Annotated in this window: 17 protein-coding genes and 1 tRNA gene; 9 read left to right on the top strand and 9 right to left on the bottom strand. The window is 66.6% G+C overall.

Annotated features, from left to right (window positions below):
* Positions 1-173 precede the first annotated feature (173 nt).
* From OHA72_RS16115 to OHA72_RS16130, 4 genes are all read right to left on the bottom strand, one after another.
* A complete protein-coding gene (locus OHA72_RS16115; RefSeq protein WP_327008628.1) occupies positions 174-623 on the bottom strand; it encodes an SRPBCC family protein in 450 nt (149 codons plus the stop codon).
* The gene (locus tag OHA72_RS16120) at positions 620-1,783 is read right to left on the bottom strand and encodes a carotenoid oxygenase family protein (RefSeq protein ID WP_327008629.1); all 1,164 of its coding nucleotides are present in this window, start codon (positions 1,781-1,783) and stop codon (positions 620-622) included. Before OHA72_RS16120 ends, OHA72_RS16115 begins: the two co-directional genes overlap by 4 nt.
* Before the next feature lie 64 nt (positions 1,784-1,847).
* Positions 1,848-3,611 (bottom strand): ATP-binding protein, encoded by a 1,764-nt coding sequence (locus tag OHA72_RS16125; RefSeq protein WP_327008630.1) that lies wholly within the window; start codon positions 3,609-3,611, stop codon positions 1,848-1,850.
* Between the two features lie 349 nt (positions 3,612-3,960).
* Entirely contained in the window at positions 3,961-6,117 is a 2,157-nt protein-coding gene (locus OHA72_RS16130) for a polysaccharide deacetylase family protein (RefSeq protein WP_327008631.1), read from the bottom strand.
* 575 nt (positions 6,118-6,692) lie between these two features.
* On the opposite strand from OHA72_RS16130, the gene OHA72_RS16135 reads away from it, so the two are divergent.
* From OHA72_RS16135 to OHA72_RS16155, 5 genes are all read left to right on the top strand, one after another.
* Positions 6,693-7,880 carry a glycosyltransferase family 2 protein gene (locus tag OHA72_RS16135; RefSeq protein ID WP_327008632.1) on the top strand — a complete coding sequence of 396 codons (1,188 nt, stop codon included), beginning with the start codon at positions 6,693-6,695 and terminating at the stop codon, positions 7,878-7,880.
* Positions 7,881-7,893: 13 nt separating this feature from the next.
* Positions 7,894-9,531, top strand: coding sequence for a cellulose binding domain-containing protein (locus OHA72_RS16140; RefSeq protein ID WP_327008633.1), 1,638 nt, complete (start codon positions 7,894-7,896; stop codon positions 9,529-9,531).
* Between the two features lie 54 nt (positions 9,532-9,585).
* Positions 9,586-9,813: a hypothetical protein gene (locus OHA72_RS16145; RefSeq protein ID WP_327008634.1), complete on the top strand. Its 228-nt coding sequence runs from the start codon at positions 9,586-9,588 to the stop codon at positions 9,811-9,813.
* A gap of 746 nt (positions 9,814-10,559) precedes the next feature.
* Positions 10,560-16,964 (top strand): RHS repeat-associated core domain-containing protein, encoded by a 6,405-nt coding sequence (locus tag OHA72_RS16150; protein ID WP_327008635.1) that lies wholly within the window; start codon positions 10,560-10,562, stop codon positions 16,962-16,964.
* A 20-nt stretch (positions 16,965-16,984) separates the two neighbouring features.
* Positions 16,985-17,479: a hypothetical protein gene (locus tag OHA72_RS16155; RefSeq protein ID WP_327008636.1), complete on the top strand. Its 495-nt coding sequence runs from the start codon at positions 16,985-16,987 to the stop codon at positions 17,477-17,479.
* Positions 17,480-17,534: 55 nt separating this feature from the next.
* Here OHA72_RS16155 and OHA72_RS16160 read toward each other — a convergent pair whose 3' ends face one another.
* From OHA72_RS16160 to OHA72_RS16180, 5 genes are all read right to left on the bottom strand, one after another.
* Positions 17,535-18,623 carry an IS630 family transposase gene (locus OHA72_RS16160; protein ID WP_327006042.1) on the bottom strand — a complete coding sequence of 363 codons (1,089 nt, stop codon included), beginning with the start codon at positions 18,621-18,623 and terminating at the stop codon, positions 17,535-17,537.
* A gap of 192 nt (positions 18,624-18,815) precedes the next feature.
* Positions 18,816-18,968, bottom strand: a complete 153-nt coding sequence (locus OHA72_RS16165; protein ID WP_327008637.1) for a hypothetical protein — start codon at positions 18,966-18,968, stop codon at positions 18,816-18,818.
* Between the two features lie 128 nt (positions 18,969-19,096).
* A tRNA-Lys gene (locus tag OHA72_RS16170) sits at positions 19,097-19,169 on the bottom strand.
* 79 nt (positions 19,170-19,248) lie between these two features.
* On the bottom strand, positions 19,249-19,386 hold the full coding sequence (locus OHA72_RS16175) for a hypothetical protein (RefSeq protein ID WP_203853294.1): 138 nt from the start codon (positions 19,384-19,386) through the stop codon (positions 19,249-19,251).
* A 49-nt stretch (positions 19,387-19,435) separates the two neighbouring features.
* A complete protein-coding gene (locus OHA72_RS16180; protein WP_327008638.1) occupies positions 19,436-20,464 on the bottom strand; it encodes a LacI family DNA-binding transcriptional regulator in 1,029 nt (342 codons plus the stop codon).
* Between the two features lie 186 nt (positions 20,465-20,650).
* Between OHA72_RS16180 and OHA72_RS16185 the strand changes: the two genes are divergently transcribed.
* The 4 genes from OHA72_RS16185 (at position 20,651) to OHA72_RS16200 (ending at position 25,613) form a co-directional block, all read left to right on the top strand.
* Positions 20,651-21,991, top strand: a complete 1,341-nt coding sequence (locus tag OHA72_RS16185) for an ABC transporter substrate-binding protein (protein WP_327008639.1) — start codon at positions 20,651-20,653, stop codon at positions 21,989-21,991.
* A gap of 81 nt (positions 21,992-22,072) precedes the next feature.
* Positions 22,073-23,071: a carbohydrate ABC transporter permease gene (locus tag OHA72_RS16190; protein WP_327008640.1), complete on the top strand. Its 999-nt coding sequence runs from the start codon at positions 22,073-22,075 to the stop codon at positions 23,069-23,071.
* A 65-nt stretch (positions 23,072-23,136) separates the two neighbouring features.
* The gene (locus tag OHA72_RS16195; RefSeq protein ID WP_327011575.1) at positions 23,137-24,000 is read left to right on the top strand and encodes a carbohydrate ABC transporter permease; all 864 of its coding nucleotides are present in this window, start codon (positions 23,137-23,139) and stop codon (positions 23,998-24,000) included.
* A complete protein-coding gene (locus OHA72_RS16200; protein ID WP_442788588.1) occupies positions 23,997-25,613 on the top strand; it encodes a glycoside hydrolase family 13 protein in 1,617 nt (538 codons plus the stop codon). The genes OHA72_RS16195 and OHA72_RS16200 overlap by 4 nt, the downstream gene beginning before the upstream one ends.
* Positions 25,614-25,634: the final 21 nt, after the last annotated feature.

Genomic DNA, 25,634 nt, shown 5'->3' on the forward strand with positions numbered 1-25,634 from the left:
GCCGTCAGGGCGGCGGAGATCCAGGCCAGGGTTTTGGCGACCCGACGCCGAATCCGGCGCTTCTTGGTTTTGGTGTGTACGCCCGTCGACGACTTGACGGAGTCCTGCGCCAGAGCGTCGGCAGGCGGCTGTGTCTCGACGTTGGCCTCGGAGAGGATGGACATAGTGCTCCTTCAGCTGTTGTGGTTCACGGCGGCTTTGCGCAGCAGCTCGAGCCAGGCGATGAGGGAGGCGTCGAGGGCCTGGCGCATGTTGTCGGCGTCAGCACGGACCGGTTCGCCGTCCCAGGACTCTGCGGTGGTGACGATGGTGGACTCGCCGTCGGCCGTGAAGGTCCACTCGTGGATGCCGGTGATGCCATGTGCGGGCCCGCCCCAGAGGATGCGGTGCGGGGCGTCGATGGCGTACACGGTGGAGGCGATCTGCAGGCCGGCGGTACTCCAGTGGAAGGTGGCACCGGGCCGCAGCGGCTCGTCAGCGTGGGCAGTGTCGATGTCGCTCTGCCAGTCGGTCCAGCGGTTGACGTCGGTGTGCAGGGCCCACACCCGCTCGATCGGGGCGTCGATGCGGACCTGGTGACGAGCGACGACGGCCGCGTTCTCGTCGATGCCGGTGATGGTCATGTCGTTTCTCCCTTGGGTTTCAGGCGGGCAGGTCGGAGTCGGGGATCCACGAGCCGTGGATGCCCGCGGGAACACGGCGGGGCAGTTCGATCACGGCGACCGTGTTGAGGTCGGAGGCGTCGAGGATGAGCAGCTCGGAGGAGTTGGAGCCAAGGTCGCTGACGACCGACATCAGTCACCAGGTCGTCCGTCACTTCCTCGGTGACCTTGCCGGTGGCCGGGTCGAGGATCCACCGGTAGGCGGTCATGCCGGTGCCGGGCACCGTGGCGTCGCCGGGCGCGCCGACCCACCACTTCCAGGTGGACTCCCACGAGGTGCGGTCGTAGCGGGGCCCGTCGAGGATGATCCGGCCCAGCTCGTCCACGTAGGCGTTGGTGGAGTGGAGCAGCGCGCTGGGCTCCACGTTGAACCACTGCACCACGGCCGGCCCGGTGCGGGGCATGACCCCGATCCGGGGTGGGTAGTCGTCATTCCACCGGTACGGGATGCCTGACTGCTCGGCTGCGTTGAACGTGACCGGCAGGTCGAAGAAGACGACGTGGTCGGTGGTGATCGCGAAGTCGTGCATCAGCGATGGCCCGGCGCCTTCGATGATTTCGCCGCGGGTGATGTGCCCCGACGGTGAGGCGGTGTAGTAGATCAGGTGTGGCGGGAACGGCGAGTAGCTCAGGAAGTGCAGCTCGCCGGTGACCGGGTCTTCCTTGGTGTGTGCGGTCATCGGCGTCTTGAGTTCGCCGTGGAAGTCGAAGACTCCGACCGTGTCCAGCTCGGGGGTGACCTGCCAGGGCAGGTTCACCTCCTGCAGGGCCAGCAGGCGGCCGCCGAACTCGATGAGGTGGGTGGCGGCGGCGCTGGCGGCCAGGTCCATCGATCCGTCCGGCCGGAACAGTTCGGCGCCTTCGTCCAGGGCGGTGGTGTGCACCCACCGGTTGCGGTACCACTCGGCCTTGCCGTTGCGGAGCCGAACGCCGTGCAGCATGCCGCTGCCGCGGAACCAGTGCGTCGGAACGACCCCGGGCTTCGGATTGTGGCCGTTGCGGATGTAGCGGCCTTCCAGGTCCGGCGGGATGGTGCCCCGGACGGTCAGCCCGACAGCGGACATCTCGTCGGTGACCGGCGTGTTGTGCCCGCTGATGTAGGGCTTCGCCAGCTCGGACATGAGCTTTCCTTTCCTAGGTGGTGGTACGACGGGTGGAAGTGCGCCACGGCGACGGTGCCGTGCGTCAGGAACGAAGCCAGACCAGCGACAGCACGGCGGATACCGCCGCGATCAGCGCTGCGCCGGCAAAGGCGGCGCCGTAGTCGCCTCCGGCGGCGACGGCCGCCAGCACGGCCAGGCCGCACGCGCCGCCGACCTGCCGGGTGGCATTGACCAAGCCACCGGCGAGGCCGCTGTCGCCGGTTGGCCCGCCCACCGACGACAGGCTGGTCAGTTCGACGAACGCCACACCGAGGCCCGCTCCGGCCAGCAGCGACGGGCCGAGGAGACCGGCGAGGAAGGTGCCGTCGTGCGGTGCGCGGGACAGCCCCCAGCAACAGCAGCGCGCCGAACAATAGGACGTAGGCGTTGACGACCCACGACAGCGTCGACGGCGACCCGCACCGGTGTTCGGGCCCGCTCGCCGGTCGCCTCCAGTTCCAGGCGCGCGCCGGGCGAATCCGTCCGCTCCCACCTCGATGAAGAGCTCTTGTGCCGTACGCAGCGCCTCGCGGGCATCGGTGCGTCGTGCATCCCTCCGTAGCCGAACACCGTGGTTCAGGTGAGCCCGGGCCAGCCAAATCCTGCTACCACTGATAGCGAGCCGGTCCACGGCCTCCCGGTACAGCCCTTCCGGCTCCGCGGACAGCAAGGCTCCCATCAGGGCGCGCACGCCAAGGGCCCAATCCGTTCCAGCCGCTTCGGCGTGCTCAGACAGACGTCCGTACCCCTGCTTCGCCATGGCCTGTTCGCCGCACCGCACGGCCGCTTCCACCAACTCCGGAAGGGCAAGAGCCGTCATGCCCAAGTCACCGTCACGCAGGGCGAGACGTGCGGCTTCCAGGGCTGTTCGGTGCTCGGCGAGCCCGTTGGCCAGCACGGCGCTGGAGTAATGAGCGATCGACGTGAGCATGCCCTTCTCACGTTGCCCAGCCTCGGCGGTCACCCTTGCGATCAGAGCCTCCGCCTCGGCCCGCCGTCCGCGCAGCGCCGCCACCTGGAGGTGTGCATACCAGTGCACTGGCACCCCGGTGATCGAGGCGATGTCATCGGCCTCGCTGAGCAAGCTGACCGCCGCCGGTAGATCGCCGCGCAGCGCCGAGCCCATCGCCAACATCCACAGGCTGACGGGCAGGATGACCAGCGAGCCGTCAGCACGGGCGGCAGCCTCCGCGTGCCGGGCGAGCCGCTCCTCCAAGGCGAAGTCCCACAGCTCCACCGCCAGCAGGGCAGCCAGCGACAGGCGCCGGGCCCAGAGCGGGTCGGTGACGTCCGCGAGGATCCGCTTGAGCGCAGGGACGGCGCGCAGGTCGCCGTCGAGATAGCTGACAAGCGAGTCGAGCAGCTGATCGGCGGCCGACGGTGCGTCGGGCGCCGGTGGTGCCTGACGTGCCGCGGCCAGCGCCCGTTGCGTGCCGGACGCCGTCCGGCTGACCACCATCCCCGCCTGGAGGGCGTCCAGCAGATGAAGCCGAGCCCGCGCCGGGTCACGTTCGGCCGCGTGCAGAAGGTGATCCACCGCCTCGGCGGCGCCCCGCTGAAAGAAAGCCGCCTGGGCGCGAAGCAGACTGGCCTGCACGCTCAGCGACTCCTCCAACGCGTCGCCCTCAGCTGATTCGATCAGACTCGACGCCGCCTCGAACGCGCCCGCATCAAGCTTCGCGCGCGCTGCCTGAAGCACCCGACGAACCCGCTGCCCAGAGTCGGGCGTGAGCATCGCCGCCTGTTCCAGGAATGCCGCTTCGGCGGCGGCGCCACCGCGCTGCCGCGCTCGTTCGGCAGAGCGCAACAGGCCTGCAGCGACGTGCTCATCCGGCCGCGCGGCCCCGGCGCCGGTTGGGCAGCCCCGCAGCCGCCATCACACTGCCACGGGCGTGCCGTGGACCGGTCGGCGGTGAAGCCGACGGCCTGGCCGCCCGGCCTACAGTCAGTGATAGTTGACTGCGCTGCGCTTTTGCAGTTCTGTGACGTGCCCCCCGGCGGGGCATGTCACAGAACTGTGCAGGGATCGGCCGGTGGCCCCGTCGTTGACGGGGCCACCGGCCGGTTGGCGTTTGGGGTGGGATTCGCGGGCGCTTGTCATGATCATCTGCGTTCGGCTCACCGGGCCGGCCGGCGACGTCGATCAGACGCGCGGGTCAGAGCTGCGGCACCAGCTCATCGAGCGCGGCGTTGTAGGTCTTGACCGTGAGGCCGCTGTCGCGGAGGGCGTCGAGCTGGCTCGCGAAGGCAGCCTGGTTGGTGTCGTAGTCGCCGTCGGCGCCTTGGCCGGCCGGCACGATCCGGTGGTAGACGAGCACGAGCCAGGTGTTGGTGGCTTCGGCCTGATCGAGCCAGCTGTTGAACTCGGCCACGGTGGTGGTGAGGTCCACGTTCTGCACCCGGACACGAGAGAGGTCGAAATTGTCCTTGCTGTTGTAGCCCACATCCACCGTGCGGTGCGACCGGTACGACAGCTTCAGCTGGTTGAGCACCGTCGTGTCGTAGTCACCGTAGGGCGACGCGATGTTCGGCACCGCCTGACCGGTGAGCTGCTGCAGGTATTGCTGCGAATGGGTGGCCTCATTGGCGAGCTGCGCGGCGGAAAGCGTTGTGAGGAACGGATGCGTGACGGTGTGCGAGCAGATCTCGTGCCCGGTGTTGGCGAAGGCCATGACATTCTCGGGGCCGCCCGGCACGCCCTCGATGTTTCCGGTGATGAAGCACTGGGTGGTCTTGAAGTTCCGCGCCTGGAGCAGGGGCAGGGCCGAGGTGACGTTGTCTTCGTAGCCGTCGTCGAACGTCAGCGAGACAAGTGGCCGGCTGAAGCCGGTGGGCGTGTACTGCTCGAAACCGTAGTCGTCGGTCTGCACCCAGCCGTTGCCGCTGAGCAGGACGAAGACGGAGACAGCGACGGCGTTGCCCGGCACGGTGAACGTGTCACTGTATTTCTGCCAGGTCGTCGCGGCGTCGGCGGCCGGCAGGGGTAGCGGCAGGGTCAGGTATGCCGCCGTGCCGTCGGCGTGGTCGAACTGGGCGACAACGTGCGGCTGCGTGTTGGTCTTGTACCAGGCCGTGAACCGGTACTGCTTGTTGGGCACGAGCGGTTGCGGCTGGTGGATCCATTTCGCGTCGCCGTCCGTGTAGTTGCTGACGGTCACCTTGACGCTGTGCCCACCCGTGTGGCCGTCGGCGATGTAGCTGAAGGCGGCGGTGTTGCTTCCCCAGCTGCCGGTGCTCCAGGACACCGGAACACTGCCGCTCGCCGATTCGACCGACGGGTTCGGAATGGGGTTGGCGGGGATGCCACTGGCAACGGTCAGGCTGGCGTCGTCGAGCGTCAGCGAACCGTTGGCGGCCAGGACGTGGAAGACGGTGAGCTTGTTGACGTCGGACGGGATCGAGACCGAGCTGGTCACCTGCGTCCAGGCACTGCTCACCGCCACGGCGGCCATCGACTGGTAGTAGAGGCTGCCGTCCGGTCTGGTGAACTGCGCGATGAGCTCGGTCCCGACGTCGGACTTGTACCAGTCACTGAAGGTGTAGCTGAGGCCGGGCGTGACGGTCACCGGGGTGAAGTACCACTTGGCGTCGCCGCTGGTGTAGTTGCTGAGGGTGGCCTTGACGCTGCGGGACCCGGTATGGCCGGTCGTGAGATAGCTGAACGTCGCGGTGTTGCCGCCCCAGGCGCCACTGGCCCAATCGGCGGGCTGGCCGGCGGACGCCACCTCGACCGATGGGTTGGGGACGAGCTCCGTCGGCGGGGGCGGCGTGGTCGCGCTCGTCAGGCTGGCATCGTCGATGGTCAGCGTGCCGACCTTGTCGAGCAGATGGAAGACGGTCGCGCTCTGGGCGTTCGCCGGCGCGGTGACGGTCTGCGTGGTCTGGCCCCAGGTGGAGCCGGTCGTGGCCGGCGCGGGCGCCAGCTCGACGTAGCTGGTGCCGTTGCCGGTGGTCGTGAACTGCACGACGAGCCGGGTGCTCACCGTGGCCTGGTAGTAGTCGCTGAAGGTATAGGTGGCGTTCGGCGTGACCGTTACGGGCGCGAAGTACCATTTGGCATCGCCGTCCGTGTAGCTCGTGGTCTGGACCTTCACGCTGCGCGTGCCGCTGTGGCCGGTGCTGAGGTAGCTGAACGTGGTCGCGTTCGTCCCCCATGCCCCCGATTGCCAGGACGCCGGCGTGGTTGCGTTGGCCGCGGTCTCCAGGGACGGGTTGGCGATGAGATTGGTGGCGGCCCACCCGCTTGGCGCGCTATAGACCAGGGCACCCATTGCCATGAGTGCCGCTGAGGTGATGGTGAGTAGTTTCCGCATGGTGCCACCCTTGTCAAATGCTCCGGGCGTATGGGCCGTAAGCCCCGGTTCACCGAATGAAATTGATTCGTGCATGAGCGGTAGATGGCAACAATGCCCCCGCGAACCGGGACGATAGAGGCACTTTCGGCACCTGTCGGCTCGATCAAGAGGGCAGCGCCGGGTGAGGTTACCGCAAGCGCAGTGGTGGTGTGCAGATCCTCACGGTCGGAATCGGTGATGCGGCCGGCCGGACATGCCGGCCGCACGACATCGCCGCGGCCTGGGTCCTAAGGGAGAACTCAGTCATATCTGGTAATTGCGCCCGAGGCCGGATATGGCGACATTGGGGGCCAATGCCCATTTTGGCATCGCGCGACGGCCCCGGCGCTCGACCGTGTCGATTTTTTGTCATATCAGTCGTACTTGCCGCGACGTACGCCCTGTTATATCCGATTTGCCCGGACCATCGTGGGCAAATCCGTGACCGATGCAGATTTGGGGCGGCACTTGCGTGGTCCCTTAAATCCGCTAGTCTTCGTCGCTGCAGACCGACGGTATTTGACGTCACGCGGTCACATGGAGGTCAGAGGTCAATGAGCGCGACCGTGTACCGCTCGAGGCGCTCTGCGCCAGGCGGGCCGGACAGGCCGGCCGAGCGGCGCAGGAAGGCGCGCGCGACCATCTACGGAACGCGTACATTCGCCTACGACACGGTCGTCGTGGTTCCGGCGCGCAATGAGGAAGTCGGGATTCTGACGTCCCTGAACTCGCTGGCCAGGCAGAGCGTGCCCCCGGACCTCATCATCGTCGTGGTGAACAACTCGACCGACAACACTGAGGCCTACGCCGCCAGCTTCGCGGCCCGGTGGCAGTCGCCGAAAACGATCGTCCGGGTCCTGCCGAACAACCCCCACAAGAAGGCCGGCGCACTCAACCACGGCATCGACTGGCTGCGGTCGCAGGTGGGCGGACGCCTGGACACCACCGTCAAGCACCTGCTCACCATGGATGCCGACACCGAGCTGCATCCGAAGTTCATCGAACGGGCCATGCACGTCATGGAATCCGACGAGAGCATCGGTGGCGTCAGCGCGGCGTGCTTCGGCCGGACCGGCCTGTGGCGAAATCCGTGGCAGCGGTATCTGCTCGGGATGCAGATCATCGAGTACGGGCGCGCCGCCAACATGCGCTACCGCAGTGAGGTCCACACCATGGCGGGAGCCGGGTCCTTCTACCGGGGCAGCGCCCTGCAGAGCCTGATCGATCTGCGCGGCAAGGTCTTCTGGGAGGACCACCGCAACCTGGTCGAAGACTACGAGACCACGCTGACGCTCAAGGAATGTGGCTGGAAGGTCACCGCCAATCAGCTCTGTATCGCCTACACCGATCTGATGCCGACCCTGAAAGAACTGCTCCAACAGCGCGAGCGCTGGGTGCGCGGCACCGTGGACGCCCTGCGCCGGCGCGGTTGGACCAAGTTCACCTGGCATTCCATCGTCACGATGATTCTCGGGCTGTTCGGCGCCGCGTACGTTCTGGGTTGGGGAACGACGCAACTCGCCGCATTGGCCGTATACGGCGTTCCCTCGCAACCCGTTTTCTGGGTCCTGGCGGCCTTCTGGGTCATCTATCCGGCAGTACGGGTGCGCAACCTCGGCTGGAAAGCAATGGTCGTCGAGGCGTTGCTCATTCCCCAATTGGTGTACACCGTGGTGCGCACGTACTGGATCGTCTCCTCGATCTTCAAGTCCTACACCACGCGTGTTTCATCGTGGAAATGAGCTCGGAAACGCAATGAACTCCCTCAAGGGCCTGGGCGTCTTCGTGGTGCTCGCTGGCATTGCCGTTGCGGTGAGTCTCGCGGGCCGGGTCCAACTGATCGTCTTCGCCGTCACGATCGGGCTCATCGGTACGTCGATCATCACGTACACCGCTTCCAGGAGGCGCTACCACACCGACCGCCTGATCGCAGGCGGCCCCGACATGACCCAGGTCGTCTCGGCGCGACTGGTGCGCCCCCAGCGGGGTGGCGGGGGCCTCATGTTCGCCGCGGCGGCCATGGTGGTCGTCGGCGTCGCCGCCGCGACGTACGGCGCCCTGCGGATCAACCCGAGCGAGTCGGCCGCCTCCTCGGAGTCGGCGTCCGTCCCGCTCAGCGTGCAGTACCGGACGGACACGCCACCCACCGCCCCGATCGGGCGGCCGTTCCTTCTGGTCGTCAACGCCTCCACCAAGCCGGTCCAGCTGCGCGACGTGAAGCTGCGGTACTACTTCGACGCGGACAACGCCTCGGCGTACGGCGCGAACTGCTTCCAGACCGAGCTGCGGTGCGCGAACATCACGGCGACGGTCGGGGCGGTGGCCAGCCCGAGCCCCAATGCCAGCCACTACCTCCAGATCGGCTTCACGGCCGACGCCGGCGCCCTGGCGCCGCAGCGTAACAGCGGAGGCATCGGGCTGCAGCTGTACCGGCTCGATCACAAGGAACTGAACCAGACCAACGATCACTCGTTCGACTCGAAGGCCGTGGAGTTCAAGGCGTCGCGACTGGTGACCGCATACGTCGACGGCGAACTCAGCTGGGGTGACGAGCCAGGCCCCCAGGCCCCGGCCGCGCAGACATCGGCCGCGCCGAGCGCCCCCGTCGCGCCCGGAGTCATGTTCGACAACTTTCATTACACCGGTCCGACCGACCCGGCGTTGAACGTCGGCGGCTGGCACGTGCGCACGGGGAAGGGCCGGCCGGGGATCGCCGACACGTGGTCGGCCGACATGGTCAGCTTCCCCGCCGATCCGACCGCGCAGGGCGGGCAGGCATTACAGCTGGCGGCCGTCTCGGACGGCACCAAACAGGGCACGAAACAGGGCGAGCTGGCGACGGCGAGCAACGTTTTCCAGACCGGGACCCTCGCCGCCCGGATCTTCTTCGCCGACAAACCGGTGACCGGCAAGGCCGGCGACCATATCGTCCAGGCGTTCTGCGTGATCTCCTCCTCGGCGTCGTCGCCGACCTACAGCGAGCTCGACTACGAGTACCAACCCAACGGCGGCTGGGGCGCCCCGGGGCCGAAGCTGGACACGACGAGCTGGCGGAGTTCCAAGGACGGGGACCGGGTCACGCGGGCCACCAACAAGACTCTCGCCGGCTGGCACGTGCTGATGCTCACCGCCGTCAACGGCGTGGTCACCTACTCGATCGACGGTAACAAGGTCTTCACCAGTGACGGCGCGGCGTATCCACGCGAACGGATGGGCATCCAGTTCAGCGCCTGGTTCATCGATCTTCCCATGACCGGGGACCGTACCTGGAACATGCGGGTCAACTGGGTCTACCAGGCCGAGCAGGCGATGTCGCTGACGGACGTCCAGAACGCGGTGAACGGCTTCTACGCCAGCGGTATCAACCACGCGCAGGGCAAGACCACCCCCTGACGGCCGGCGCCGTACAGGCCGCCGGACCGGGCGGCGCGGGGAGCGGTTCACAAAGTGGTCACAGCGCGCGCCGCGAAGGGCCTCGATGTCCAGACCATCGGCGGGGTGTACGGGCAGATCGTGCAGTGGGCGCAGGCCGGCGAGTTCACCTTCGGCGTCGAGCGGTCCCCTTGCCGGCCTGACGGTCGGGGGCATCGAGCGATCAACGCCGGGTTCGCGGCGGTAGCAACGGGCACGTGCTTCAACCATGAGCGTGCCCGTTGGCTGCGCACAGTTCTGTGACGTGCCCGGCAGGATTCGAACCTGCGTCAGTGGTTTCTGCGCGACTGTAGCGCTATGCGACCACTGTAAACGTTCATCCGGTATCGCCCGATATCGGGCAGTGGCGGCCCGTCGCGGGCGCTATAGATCACACACGGATCACACAAGCGTCCACTGTAGACAGCGAACGAGCCATGACCGTTGGGGTGTTGTCCCAGGTCATGGCCCGTGTCGTGCTGTACGCCGCGTAGGACTTGAACCTACAACCCGCAGACTAAGAGCCTGAACCGACCTGTGCTGACTGGTGCCATATCGTTCCTATATGTGCTGGTAAGTGATGCGTTCGGCTTTTGCTGCTGTGTCAATGGCTGGTGCTGTCGTTGGCTGTCGGCGTGTGCGAAAGCGTTCGATCACACGTCGATCACATTTGGCCCGCTGTGGTCGCGATCCTGCGGGTGGGGTGGCTGTGCGGGCGCCGTTCGCGGCAGGCAGGCGGGCAGGCGTTGCGTGCGTAGCGGCCGAGGCATGTGCGATGGCGACGGGGCTGACGGCGTGGTCGAGTCCACTTTGGTGAAGGGGCGGCAGGTCGTTTGGGGAGCTGGTCGAGTTCCGTGACACCGCGTATCTCGGGGATGTGATGCCGGTCACCGAACTGCTCGGTATCCGCGGCTCTCACACGGAGAGGCCGCGGATGAGCCGGTGACCGCGTGTAGTGGGTCTTTCAGGCGCTTCCATGGATCGGCGGTCGTCACTATCGTCCTGCCTGCATGATCGTTGCGGGGGAGGCACGCATGGTGGGTCGTCAGGACGCTTTCTCGGTGCGCGGGTCGGGGCGTGGCCGGGTGCGGCGGTGGTTGACCGCTGTGTCGGCGGGTGCGTTGTTGGCCGCGGTGCTGGTGGTGTTGCCGGCGCATGCGGCGCCGGCCAATCCGTCGGGGGTGGTGAATCCTCAAGAGCGGTCGGTGGCGGTGTCTGGTGTGCCGGGCCGGGCCCGGCCGGCGGTGGAGTCCGACACGGCGGCGTTGGGGAAGGTGCCTGCGCCGGTGTGGCCGGTGGCTGCATCAGCGGTGGTTCCGGTGTCCGGGACTGCTCAGGCTCAAGCAAAGCAGCAGGGGCCGGTGGTGGCGCCGGGCGGGTTGCCGGTGGTGGCGCGGCCGGGTGGTCCGGTGTCAGAGCCGCGCACAGCAGGGGAGCAGTCCGCGCAGGCGGCTGCTGGGGCCGTGTCGCAGGTGCGGGTTTCGGTGCTTGGCCAGGACGCGGCCGCGGCGCTGAATGTCAAGGGTGTGGTGTTGACGGTGGCCCGGGCGGACGGCGCTGCGGGGTCCGCGGCGGTGGGCCTGGACCTGGATTATGCGGCCTTCGCGACGGGGTATGGCGGTGACTACGGGGGTCGGTTGCGGTTGGTGTCGTTGCCGGCGTGCGCGGCGAGTACGCCTGGGTTGCCGCAGTGTCAGGTGCAGACGCCGTTGAGGTCGGTGAACAACCCGGTGTCGAAGCGGGTGTCGTCCGATGCGGTGTCGGTGCCGGGTGATCCGGCTGTGGTGGCGGGCGGGTCGAAGTCTGCCAGTTCGGGGTCTGCTGGTGCGGTGTTGGCGTTGACGTCGGGTACGGCGTCGCAGGCAGGTGACTGGTCGAAGACCTCGCTGTCGCCGTCGGGGTCGTGGTCGCAGGGCGGTTCGTCGGGTGACTTCACCTACTCGGTGCCGTTGAAGGTGCCGCCGTCGTTGGGTGGTCCCACCCCGAATCTGCAGTTGCAGTACAGCTCGGGCGGTCTGGACGGCAAGACGGTGGCCACGAATGCGCAGGCGTCGTGGGTCGGTGACGGCTGGGACCTCGATCTGGGCTATATCGAGCGGTCCTACCGTGGTTGTTCCGATGACGGCAATGCCACTGGTGACTTGTGTTGGACGTCGGCGAACGGTGACAACGAGCCGATCTCGATCGTGCTGGACGGCGTGTCGGGGCAGTTGGTGCGGGACAGCGCCACTGGTGAGTACAAGTCGGCGCTTCACACGGGTTGGAGTTTCAAGAAGTACACCGGTGCGGTCAACTATGACAACGACGGTGAGTTCTGGCAGGTGATGTCGCCGGACGGGACGCAGTACTTCTTCGGTCACGGCGGGGCCTACAGTGCGACGGCGGCGCAGACGTATTCCACGGGGATCGTGCCGGTGTACGGCAACAACAGTGGGGAGCCGTGTTACAAGACGTCGGCGCAGGGTGGGTATGCGGCGTCGTCGTGTCCGCAGGCGTACCGGTGGAACCTGGACTATGTCGTGGACCCGCGCGGTAACAGTGAGACGATTTTCTATCAGAAGACCACGGCGAAGTACGGCCACAACAACAACAACGGTGTCGCGGATTACGACGTCAACGTGTACCCGGTGCGGATCGAGTACGGCACCCGGCAGGGTTCGGAGGGTGCGCCGGGCAAGCCGGCGCCGATGCGGGTCGACTTCGGCATCGAGTCGCGGTGTAACGATGTCGGGACCTGTTCGATCGACGTGCCGTGGGATCAGTACTGTGTGGCGACGTCGTGTCCGAACCTGACCAGCCCGGCGTATTTCATGCAGTGGTCGCTGGCGTCGGTGACGACGAAGGTGTTGACGGACCCGGCCACGGCCACGTATCAGAACGTCGACCAGTGGACCCTCGATCATGACTTCCTGAATCCGGGTGATGCCAGTCCGGCGGCGTTGTGGCTGGAGGGGTTGCAGCACACCGGGTTCAAGGGCGGCACGGCGTTGTCGGAGCCGCCGATGGCGTTCGGTGGTGGGGCGTTGGACAACCGGGTCGACTACAACATCGCTGCTGGTGTGCTCAAGCTGCGCCGGTTCCGGCTGAGCAGTATCGAGAACGGCACCGGTGGTCTGGTGACGGTGTACTACGCGGGAACGGACTGCAGCCCGACGAGCATCCCCGAGGGCAGCGCGAACAACAACATCTACCGGTGTTTCCCGCAGTACTGGTCGCCGGAGGGCGGTACGGCCGGGTTCGGCTGGTTCCACAAGTATGTCGTGACCGCGGTGCAGCAGACGGACCTGGCGGATTCAACGGCGCCGCCGGTGCTGACCAGTTACAGCTACAGCCTCACGCACTCCTCGACGCCTGTGCTGTGGGGGCACGACCCGTCCGAGACCTCGCCGCTGTCGCGGCGGTCGTGGTCGGACTGGCGCGGCTACACCGATGTCACCACCACGACCGGACCGGTCGGCGGCACGCAGACGGTGTCCTCGGCGCTGTACTACCGCGGGCTGCACGGTGACCGGGCCAGCGACACCGGCGGCACCCGGACAGCCACCATCACCGACTCGCAGGGCACCACGACCGACTTCTACATGCTGCGTGGGAAGCTGCGGGAGGACACGTCGTTCCGGCCGGGTGGTCTGGCGTACTCCTCGACGCTGCACAGCTACGGCTACGGCACGGTCGCGACGCGTCCCCTGGCGTACGGGATGGGGAACCTGGTCGCGAACAACTTCGCCGAGACCGAGACCCGCACCCGCACCCATACCACCACTGCGGGGGTTGAGGGATGGCGGTGGACGAAGACCACGACCACGACGGACAGCTACACCCTGCCGACCCTGATCCGCGACTGGGGCGACGAGGCCGACCCGATCGACGACCGCTGCACCGAGATCACCTACGCCGACCGCAGCATCGACCCCGCCAGCGGCCGTTACCACGTCAACTACCAGCGGCAGACCCTGCAGACCGTCTGCAACCTGATCGGGGCCGGCCGAATCATGGCCGGGACGTTCACTTACTACGACGGCAACACCACCGGCACCGGTCCGGTCGGCCAGGGCCTCGTCACCAGGACCGATGCGCTGAGCAGCGTCGACTACAGCGTGCCGGCGAGCCCGGTCCTGAGCTGGCAGAACACCGCCAACACCGGCTACGACAGCTACGGCCGGGTCGTGTGGACTCGCGACCCGATGAACGACAACTTCCACAAGACCATCACCGAGTACACCCCTGCCGCGGACGCCCCAGTCACCCAGACTCTTGTCACCAACCCGTTGGGGCATCAGATCGCCACCATCATCGACCCGTCGCATGGTTTGCCGACGCAGATCGATGATGCCAACCACAAGAAGATCAACGCCCGCTACGACGCGTTGGGCCGGCTTACCGACGTGTGGCTGGATAACCGGTTGACCACCGGCACACCGAACCTGCACTACAACTACCAGTTCTTTTCGCTTTCCCCGGTGACCGCGAACATGATCAGCACGGTCGCGCTGGGCCCGAACGGCAACACGATCGTCAGCTATGACCTGTACGACGGGAATCTGCGGCAGCGGCAGCATCAGAGCCGCGCCCCGCAGGCCAACGGCGGGCGGATCATCACCGACACCCAGTACGACGGACGCGGGCTCACCGCCAAAACGACCACGTTCTGGAACTCAAGTCCTCCCGCCGGTCTGATCGCTGGCTTCGCGGACACCGACGCTGGTATCAAGAACCAGCACCGGTACACCTACGACAGCCTCGGCCGGCAGACCGTCGACGCATTGTACTCCGTCAATATCCTGCAGTGGCAGACGACCACCGCCTACGATGGCAACTTCACCACCGTCACACCACCTGCTGGCGGCACCCCCACTACCACCTACGTTGACGGCCGCGGCAACACCACCGAATTGCGCCAGTACCTCGGCAGCACGCCTACCGGTAGCTACCACGCCACTACGTACGCCTACGATCTCCTGGACCGCCTCAGGCAGGTCCAGGACCAGTCCGGCAACACCTGGACCACCACCTACAACCTGCTCGGCCAGGTCGTCTCCACCACCGACCCGGACAAGGGCACCACCAACACCAGCTACGACCTGAACAGCCGGCCGACAACAGTCACCAGCGCGCGTCCCGTCAGCACAACCATTAAGTACGACGAAGCGGGTCGCAAGATCGGGCTGTACGACGGGGTCGGCACGACCGGGTTCAAGCGGGCGTCGTGGGCGTATGACACGGTCGCCAAGGGGCAGCTGACCTCATCCACCAGGTACGTCGGCACCGATGCGTTCACCAGCACCGTCACCGGCTATGACGACGGCTACCGGCCACTCGGGACCACCACGTTGATCCCGTCCAGCCTGACTATGCCGTGGCTGCCGAACGGCTCCTACACCACGTCAATGACGTACAACGTCGACGGGTCCACGGCCACGCTGACCTACCCGGCGGCAGGCAACCTGCCCGCGGAGACGCTGACCAACACCTACGACAACACCGGCAAAGCGCTGACTGTGAGCGGGCTGGAAACGTACGTCGCCGGGACGAGCTACCACGCCTTCGGTGCCCCCTACCAGCAGATCCTCGGCTCTGGGAGCAAGCGGGTCCGGCAGACCACCGTCATCGACGAGACCACCGGCCGGCTCACCAGCGCCAAAACCGAGACCGAGAACGCCGCCAACCCCAACACGTGGATCGAGCGGCTCACCGAAGGCTACGGCTACGACGCCTCCGGAAACGTCAAGAACATCACCGAAACCCTCGGCGGGCCGGTCGTGTCCAACCAGTGCTTCGGCTACGACGCGCTGCGCGAACTCACCGAAGCGTGGACCACCACGGCCGCGACGTGCCAGGCCAACCCGTCCACGGCCGTGGTCGGTGGACCCGACCCGTACTGGACGAGCTACCAGTACGCCACGGGCACCAGCAACTACAACAGCGGCAACCGCACCCAGGAGATCCGCCACGCCATCGGCGGTGGCACCGACACCACCCGCACCTACACCTACCCCACCACCGGCAAACGGCACACCCTCACCAAGGTCGACACCACAGGCACCAGCACCAGCACCGACAGCTACACCTACGACAACGCCGGCAACACCCTCACCCGCAACATCACCGGCAAACCCGACCAGTCCCTCGACTGGGACGGCGAAGGCCACCTCGCCACCGTCACCGACAGTGCCGGCGTCAGCAGCTACATCTACGACGCCGACGGCACCCGCCTGGTGTCGAAAGACCCCGCCGGGGCGGCGGTGTACCTGCCCGGTTACGAACTGCGCAAGGTCGGCGGCACCGTCACCGGCACCCGCTACTACGGTGTTGCCAGCCGCACCCCGTCCGGGTTGACATGGCTCGCCGCGGACCATCACGGTAGCGGGCAACTCGCCATCGACGCGGTGAGCCAGACCGTCACCCGGCGCAAGACCGATCCGTTCGGCAACCCCCGCGGCACCGACCCGACCTGGCCCAACACCCAAGGGTTCGTCGGCGGCACCCGAGACAGCACCGGACTCACCCACCTCGGCGCCCGCGAATATGAACCCGCCACCGGCCGGTTCATCTCCGACGATCCCATCACCGACGTCACCAGCCCGCTGCAGATCAACGGCTACACCTACGCCAACAATAGTCCCGCCACTTTGAGCGACTCCACCGGTCTGGAACCACGACCCTGGCATAACCCGAATTACGACCCGAATACCTGCGCAGGTGGCAGAGGCGGCTACGAGTGCCACCCTCGCGGCGTCAACAACAACCAGGACTCCAGCACCGTGAGCAGGAATAATACTCTTACACCGAGAGGATCGCAGACACCCGGCAACGACGAAGTTAACCAGGCAGACTACAACTCGGCCAACTGGGCCCAGCAGCTGGGGAACTACGACTACATCGACGGGCAACTCGCCCAAGCGCAAGCAACGTTGGCGGCCATGTGCGCGATCGGCAAGACCGCGTGCGACCTGTGGACACATTGGCTCCTAGGTACGGGAATGCCGTATTACGTTAACCCGGACGATTTTATGTCCAACGAGTCTTTCGCTTATGGAGTGAATCGGGAGATCGACTACTATAAGCAGATGGCCTTGGCGCAGTGCGCGGACACCTGCAGCTACACCTTCAATGGTGGATGGGTCAAGGCGGAGACGAACGGTCACGGCAAGCTCGATCGAAATCTTGGCTTCGGTATCGGCGACATGCAAATGAAAGTGAACGGCTCGATCACGGTCGTACGGAACGCGGACGGCACCGCGAAAGTCACCGGCTCGTACGACGTCACTGTGTTCAAGGCGTGGAACTTCGACGTCGGGGGAGCGCCCGAGGTGATGGGAGTGACAGTCCCGCACGAGTTCTACAAGCTGCACGAATATGGCATGGCGCGCAACTATGCGATGCTAGGTACGGGCGGGGTCCACAGCATCTCATGAGCGCTTCGGAGGGCCGGCGGGTGAAGGTCGAGACGGGCGCACGCCGGCAGATCGTTATCGTGCTTGCCGTGACAGTGATAACGCTGCTGGCTGTCGCAGTCGGGGCGCTGCTCGTCCGTCCGACCGATCCTCGGGCCTATCCCGAACACGATGGGTCGTCGTTGTCGGCCAGTCTGCACTGGGCCAATCTGCAGCTGCCCGTGTGTGCCGAGGAGTCGGTGCGATACGCGAAGTACTCCGACATGTTCGGAGTCAAGATGTGGTTGCGGATATCCGCAAGCCGCGGCTGTATCGACGAGTTCCTTAAATTGAATTCCTTTGATGGGTCGTGGACTAAAAGCAAGGGTGCTTTTGTTGTTTTCGCTCCGAAAGGTTTTGGTTGGCCAGACTCTGACGAAAACATTTACACCGTTGTCAGCCCAGACTTCGACCACACGTCCCCGCTACTGGTTGAGCTTGCTGGCGACTTCGAGAAGGACGCGCCGGACCTGTTCGTCAGAGTGGGCAATGTGTGAAGTATCAACCCACGGGGACGCTCTCGGTCAACCGATCTGAACTGGGAGGTCCAGCCTAGTGTCCTGAGTCGTTAATTCGGCCGCAGTACGCGGCGAGTGTTTCGAGGATCTCGTCGGCGGTGCGGGTCCAGACGAACGGCTTCGGGTCGGTGTTCCACGCTTCGATCCAGGCGGTCACGTCGGCTTCGAGTGCGGCGACGCTGCGGTGCGTGGAGCGACGGAGCTTGCGGTTGGTGAGCTCGGCGAACCAGCGTTCGACGAGGTTGAGCCAGGACGAGTAGGTCGGTGTGAAGTGCAGGTGGAAGCGGGGGTGCTTGACCAGCCACTGCTGGATCTGGGGTGTCTTGTGCGTGCTGTAGTTGTCCAGGATCAGGTGAAGGTCCACATCGGACGGTGTGGCGTTGTCGATCGTCCTGAGGAACCGCAGGAACTCCTGATGCCGATGTCGTCGCTGGGTCTGCCCGATCACCTTGCCGGTCGCCAGGTCCAGAGCTGCGAACAGGCTCGTGGTGCCGTGCCGGACGTAGTCGTGGGTCTGCCGGGCGGGCGCGGCCGGCATCATCGGCAGCACCGGCGCCGTGCGGTCCAACGCCTGCATCTGGCTTTTCTCGTCCACCGCCAGGACCATCGCCCCGACCGGCGGGTCGAGGTACAACCCGACAATGTCGCGGACCTTCTCGATGAACTGCGGGTCCGTCGACAGCTTCCAATCGTCGACCAGGTGCGGCTTGAGCCCGAACGCACGCCAGATCCGCGACACCGCGGTCTGATTCAAGCCGACCGCCCTGGCCATCGATCGGGTCGACCAGTGACTGTCACCCCGCGGCGGCGCCTGCTCCAACGTCGCCACCACCACCGCCTCGACCGCATCATCAGTCAGCTTGCGCGGCGCTCCCGGCCGCGGCTCGTCCGACAAACCCTCCAAACGCCTGGCGATGAACCGGGACCGCCACTTCCCGACCATGTCCCGAGACACCCCAAGCCGCGCAGCAACAGCGGTGTTCGGCATGCCGTCCGCACACGCCAACACGATCCGCGACCGCATCGCCAACGCCTGCGATGACTTCGCCCGCCGCGTCCATCGCAACAACGTCTCACGCTCATCGTCGGACAACACCAACGACCCCTGCGCCTTCCCTGGCATACGCAAAGTGTAGGCGAATTAGCGACTCAGGACACTAGTAGGGCAGCCGCACTTAGCGAGTTTTGGCGGGTAGCCGGGTCGTTCGGGGGTTGGGTGATCATGGAGGCAGCCGCCTCGCGATGATCATGTCGCCGACCCGCACGGGCGCCAGGATTGCTGCAAGCTCCTTCGCTGCGGCCCGATCCGTCCGGCTCACAGCGCATCGACCAGCACATCGTTCCCGTCGACTAGGACCGAAGACGGGTTCTGCTCGGTGATCGCCCCTCTCGTCGAGGTGGACGAGACTTGGCCTGGCAGGCAGTCCACCGGTTCAACACCGGCATCGACGATACCGCCGACCAGCACTGCGGATGTCTGTGGTCAGGGTATGAGTCGCGGTGGACGGAGTTGCTCGGCTGTACATGTTGGCTGTACAGCCTGAACACGAAAGGCCCAGGTCCGGCAGAGATGCCGTGACCTGGGCCTTTCTCGCGTACGCCGCGTAGGACTTGAACCTACAACCCGCAGATTAAGAGTCTGCTGCTCTGCCAGTTGAGCTAGCGGCGCCTGGCTGAACGGAGGAAACTCTAGCACGCCCTTGTCGGGCCCCAAAAACGAGATACCCCCGTCCGGCCTGTGCGGTGCGTTACTCCTCGTCGTCCTCCCAGAAGAAGTCCGTTGGTGTGGGCTGCTCCGGCTCCTGGTCCATCAGGTCCGTGTCGGGGCCGATCAGGTCCTCGAGCTCGTCGTCCGGCTGTTCCCAGGTCACCGGCATCTCGGTCATGGCACTAACCCCCTGAAGTGCTACCGAAGAGAATCCAACGGGCGGCGAGCTACCCGGTGCCGGCGGTCCTAACCGCGACGGGCCAGGTTGAGGCGCGCAGGACGAGGGTGGTGGGCATGAGGAGCTCTTCGGGGGTCCAGTCACTGACCGTCATGGCGCGGCGGAGCATGCCGGCGGCGAGGACGCCCTGTTCGAAGACGCGCTGGCGGACGGTGGTGAGGTCGAGCAGGGCGCTGAGCTCGTGGTCGTCGAAGCCGATGACCGAGACGTGCCGGCCGGTGCGGCGCAGGGCGGAGAGGGCGCCGAAGGCCAGTTCGTCGGATTCGGCGAAGACGGCGGTGGGTGGGTCGGGCAGGGCGAGGAGGCGGCGCATGGCCTGTTCGCCGCCGTCGAGGCCGTGGGGGACGGACATGACCAGCTCGTCGCAGATGGGCAGGCCGGCAGAGCGCAGCGTGTCGAGGTAGGCACGGCGGCGGGCGTGGGCGACGGGCAGGAACATCGTCTGGTCGGCGTACGTGGAGATCATCCCGATCCGCCGGTGGCCGAGGCCGAGAAGGTGCTGGATGGCGGATGTGGCAGCGGCCATGTCGTCGATGCGGACGCAGCCGGCGCCGGGGACGTCGTGGCCGATGGCGACGATCGGCACGCCGAGGCTGCGCAGGTCGGCGATCTCGGGGTCGCTGAACTGCATGGCGACGACGAGGACCGCGTCGACGCGGCGGCGCAGGGGGAGCTGGCCGAAGAAGCGCTGACGGGCGGCGACGTCGCCGAGGTTGTAGAGCAGCAGGTCGAGGTCGTGTTCACGCAGGACGGACTCGGCGCCGGCGACGATCTGGCCGAAGAACCAGCGTGCGGCGTACGGGACGATCACCCCGACGGTGTGGGTGCGGCCGCTGGCGAGGCGGGAGGCGATCGGCGACACGACGTACGAAAGCGACGCCGCGGCCTGCAGCACGCGGTCGCGCGTCTCGTCGGAGACGTTGGGCAGCCCTCGGAGGGTGCGTGACACGGTGGCGGAGGAGACCCCGGCCAACCGGGCCACGTCCTCCATGCTCACGGGCACGGGAACGTCGGCCACACGGGGAGGCTAGCAACACTCTGCGCAACAGCAATATGTCCACCGTGTTGCTAACTCGTTATCGATCAATCCTGCCGAAGGGCTCGACAAACCGACCTTGCAAACGCTTACATCCGAGGGACACAGCACACCGGTACGTGGGCGGAGCTGTTCGCCCGGACCGGGTCTAGCCAAAGGAGGCTAACCATGGCTGTCCTCTCGAGGCGGCGTCGGGCGTTCGCGCTCGCCGGTGTGGCCGCGCTGGCACTTGCCGCCGCCGCTTGCGGTGACAGTGGCAGTGACACCGGCTCAACCAACGCCGACAAACCCGAGTGCGCGCCCTACGCGCAATACAAGGTCGACAAGAAGAAGACCGTCTCGATCTACGCGACGATCCGCGACGCCGAGGCCGACAAGCTGACCTCGTCGTGGAAGCAGTTCGAGGACTGCACCAACATCAAGATCGAGTACGAGGGGTCCGGCGAGTTCGAGACCCAGGTCAAGGTGCGCGCCGACGGAGGTCAGCCGCCGGACATCGCGGTCTTCCCGCAGCCGGGCCTGCTCGCCTCGTTTGCGACGAAGGGCCAGCTCAAGGAGCTGCCCGCGCCGGTGAAGGCCAACCTCGACAAGAACTGGTCGAAGGACTGGGCCAAGTACGCCACCGTCAACGGCAAGATCTACGGCGTTCCGATGGGCGCCAACGTCAAGTCGCTGGTGTGGTACTCGCCGCAGCTGTTCAAGGAGAAGGGCTACAAGGTCCCCACCACGTGGGACGAGATGATCAAGCTCTCCGACGACATCGCGGCGACCGGCATCAAGGCGTGGTGCGCCGGCATCGAGTCCGGTGACGCGACGGGCTGGCCGGCCACCGACTGGATCGAGGACATCGTCCTTCGTGACCAGGGCCCGGACGTGTACGACCAGTGGGTCAACCACACGATCCCGTTCAACGACCCCCGCATCGTGTCGGCCGCCGAGCGGACCGCCTCGATCCTCAAGAACCCCAAGTACGTCGGTAACCCGAAGACCATCGTGACCACCTCCTTCCAGGAGGGTGGCCTGCCGGTCAAGGACAAGAAGTGCGGCCTGCACCGCCAGGCGAACTTCTACTCCAACCAGTGGGCGAAGGGCACGAACGTGGCCGAGGACGGCGACGTCTTCGCGTTCTACTTCCCGGCCGTCGACCCCGCCAAGGGCAAGCCGGTCCTGGTCGCGGGCGAGTTCGTCTCCGCGTTCTCCGACCGCGACGAGGTCGTCAAGGTGCAGACCTACCTCGCCTCCGTCGAGTGGGCCAACAGCAAGGCCAAGCTCGGTGACTGGATCTCGGCCAACAAGAACCTGGACACCAGCCTGGTCACCGGCACCATCGACAAGCTCTCGGTGAAGATCCTGCAGGACCCGGCCACCGTGGCCCGGTTCGACGGCTCGGACCTGATGCCCGCCGCGGTCGGCTCGAAGTCCTTCTGGACCGGTATGACCGACTGGATCAACGGCACCAAGGACACCAAGGCGACGCTGGACTACATCGAAAGCACCTGGCCCAAATAAGTGAGCTGAGGTCCGGCTCCGGCGCGGTGGTGTGCACGTCGGCACCACGGCGCCGGAGCCGGCCAGTCGGAGGACACCCCCATGGAATATGACTTCTCCGAAGACGTCGCGAAGATCTGGCCGGCACTGCTCTTCATGGGCGGCTTCATCGCGGTGGTCGGCGGGCTGTTGTTCGTGCTCGACGTCCTGCCCAGATGGGGTAAGGGCAGGGAACGCCTGCACATGTTCGGCTTTCTCGGACCGGCGCTCATCCTGCTCTGCATCGGCCTGGTCTATCCGCTGATCCGCACGATCACGCTGTCGTTCTACAACAACACCCGCGGCAAGTTCGTCGGGATCGACAACTACACGTGGATCGTGACCAACCCGGACACGCTGACGATGCTGCGCAACACCCTGTTCTGGGTGGTGTGCGTGCCGCTGCTGGCCACGGCGTTCGGCCTGACCTACGCGGTGCTGGTCGACAAGGCCCGCGGCGAGGGCATCGCCAAGTCGCTCATCTTCATGCCGATGGCGATCTCGCTCGTCGGCGCGACCATCATCTGGAAGTTCATCTACGCCTTCCGCGAGGCGGACGTCGAGCAGATCGGTCTGCTCAACCAGATCCTCGTGTGGCTGGGCATGGAACCCCGGCAGTTCCTCACCGAGTCGCCGAGCAACACCTTCTTCATGATCGTCATGATGATCTGGATCCAGGCCGGCTTCGCGATGGTCATCCTGTCCGCCGCGATCAAGGCGATCCCCGCCGAGATCGTCGAGGCGGCCCGGCTCGACGGCGCCAACCCGTGGCAGATGTTCTGGCGGGTGACGATGCCGAGCATCCGGCCCGCGGTCGTGGTGGTCACCATCACCATCACCATCGCGACGCTGAAGGTCTTCGACATCGTCCGGACGTCGACCAACGGCAACTTCAAGAGCAGCGTGCTCGCCTTCGAGATGTACAACCAGGCCTTCCGGCTGAGTGACGATCCCAGCGGTGAGGGCCGCGGCGCCGCTCTCGCCGTCGTGCTGTTCCTGCTCGTCGTGCCGGTCGTCGCGTACCAGGTCCGGCAGCTGCGGAAACGAGCGGAGATCCGATGAGCAGCGTTTCGTTCGACAAGGCCGCCCCCGAGGCCAGTCCGCTCGCCAAGCCCGAGGCGAGCACCATGGCCGGACGGGTCCGCCGCAAGCTCACCTCCCGCACCGCCAGCGTGGTGTCGATCATCATCGCGATCCTCTGGACGATCCCCACGTTCGGCCTGTTCGTCTCGTCGCTGCGACCCGAGAACGACATCAAGACGACGGGCTGGTGGAAGTTCTTCACCAACCCCAGCCTGACCCTGGACAACTACAACGAGGTCGTGTTCGGCACCTCGGCGACCTCCGGCCGGCTGGCCAGCTACTTCATCAACTCGCTGACCATCACCGTGCCGGCCGTGCTGTTCTCGGTCAGCCTGGCGGCGATGGCCGCCTACGCGCTGTCGTGGCTCAACTTCCGCGGCCGGGACTGGATCTTCATCGGCGTGTTCACGCTGCAGATCGTGCCGCTGCAGATGGCGCTCATCCCGCTGCTGCAGATCCTGGGTGACTACACCACCTGGGGCGGCGGCTTCTTCGCCGTGTGGTTCGCGCACACCTGCTTCGGCCTGCCGCTCGGCGTGTTCCTGCTGCACAACTTCATGTCCGAGCTGCCGAAGGACCTGTTCGAGGCGGCCCGGGTCGACGGTGCCGGACCGGCGATGACGTTCCGGCGGATCGTCCTGCCGCTCATCACGCCGGCCCTCGCGTCCCTGACGATCTTCCAGTTCCTGTGGATCTGGAATGATCTTCTGGTGGCCCTGGTGTTCACCTCCGGTCCGGACACCCGGCCGCTGACGGTCCGGCTCGCCGAGCTGGCCGGCACCCGGGGCAACGACTGGCAGCGGCTGACCTCCGGCGCGTTCGTGTCGATGGTCATCCCGATCATCGTGTTCCTGTCGCTGCAGAGATATTTCGTTCGCGGCCTGCTGGCCGGTGGAGTCAAGGGGTGAGTTCGCTGGTCTGGTGGCGTGATGCCGTGATCTATCAGGTCTACCCACGCTCGTTCGCGGACGCGGACGGAGACGGCATGGGGGATCTGCGCGGCATCACGTCGCGCCTCGACCACCTCGCCGAGCTGGGTGTCGACGCGCTGTGGATGTCGCCGTTCTACCCCTCGCCGCAGCACGACGCGGGGTACGACGTCGCCGACTACCGTGACGTCGACCCCCGGTTCGGCACGCTGGACGACTTCGACGCCCTGGTCGCCGCGGCGAAGGCCCGCGGGCTGCGCGTCGTGGTCGACCTGGTGCCCAACCACACTTCCAGCGACCATGCCTGGTTCCAGGAGGCCCTCGCCGCCGGACCCGGGAGCAGGGCGCGGGAGCGGTACCACTTCCGCAAGGGCCTCGGCCCCGACGGGGAGCAGCCGCCCAACGGCTGGCAGAGCGTCTTCGGCGGCCCCGCCTGGACCCGCGTGGCGGACGACGAGTGGTATCTGCACCTGTTCGACTCCAGCCAGCCCGACCTCAACTGGGACCTGGCCGAGGTCCGGGACATGTTCACCGACGTCCTGCGGTTCTGGCTCGACCGGGGCGTCGACGGCTTCCGGGTCGACGTCGCGCACGGCCTGATCAAGGAGAGCGGCCTGCCCGACTGGACCGAGGCGCAGGTGCCGATCACCAGCCCGGGCGCGGAGCACCGCACGCCGCCGATGTGGGACCAGGACGGCGTGCACGACATCTACCGCGAGTGGCGGCGGGTCCTGGACTCCTACGACGGCGATCGGATGATGGTCGGCGAGGCGTGGGTGTCGCCGGCCGAGCGGATGGCCCGCTACATCCGCCCCGACGAGATGCACCAGGCGTTCAACTTCAGCTACCTGATGGCCCCGTGGACCGCCGACGACCAGCGCGCCGCGATCACCGAGTCGATCGAGGGCGTCGCGCCCGTCGGTGCCGCGTGCACCTGGGTGCTGTCCAACCACGACGTCGTGCGGCACGCCTCGCGCCTCGGGTACGAGCCCGGCCACAGCACCCAGGGCGGCATCGGGGTCGGCGACCCTCAGCCGGACGAGGCGCTCGGCCTGCGGCGGGCCCGCGCCGCCACGATGCTGATGCTGTCGCTGCCCGGCTCCGCCTACCTGTACCAGGGTGAGGAACTCGGGCTGCCGGAGCACACGACGCTGCCCGACGAGGAGCGGCAGGACCCGACCTGGTTCCGCTCCAAGCACGAGGTCCGGGGCCGCGACGGCTGCCGGGTGCCGGTGCCGTGGGAGGCCGCCGCGCCGTCGTTCGGCTTCGGGCCGGGTGCCGCGTCGTGGCTGCCGCAGCCCGCCGACTGGGGACGCTTCGCCGCCGACGCCGAGCGCGGCGTGCCGGGCTCGACCCTGTCGCTCTACACCGAGGCGTTGCGCCTGCGCCGGACGTACCAGCTGGGCCGTGGCGTCCTGGTCTGGAACGAGGGTGAGGACCGGGTCGACTTCCGCAACGGCGGGATCCGGGTGATCACCAACTTCGCTCAGGTGCCCGCGCCGCTGCCGCCGGGTGAGGTCCTGCTCGCCAGTGGGGACCTGGCCGCCGACGGCAGCCTGCCGCCCGACACGACCGCGTGGATCAGGGCGTGACAGCACCGGATACCTTGACGA

It is taken from the genome of Dactylosporangium sp. NBC_01737, from assembly GCF_035963215.1.
In the GTDB taxonomy this organism is placed as follows: Bacteria; Actinomycetota; Actinomycetes; order Mycobacteriales; family Micromonosporaceae; genus Dactylosporangium.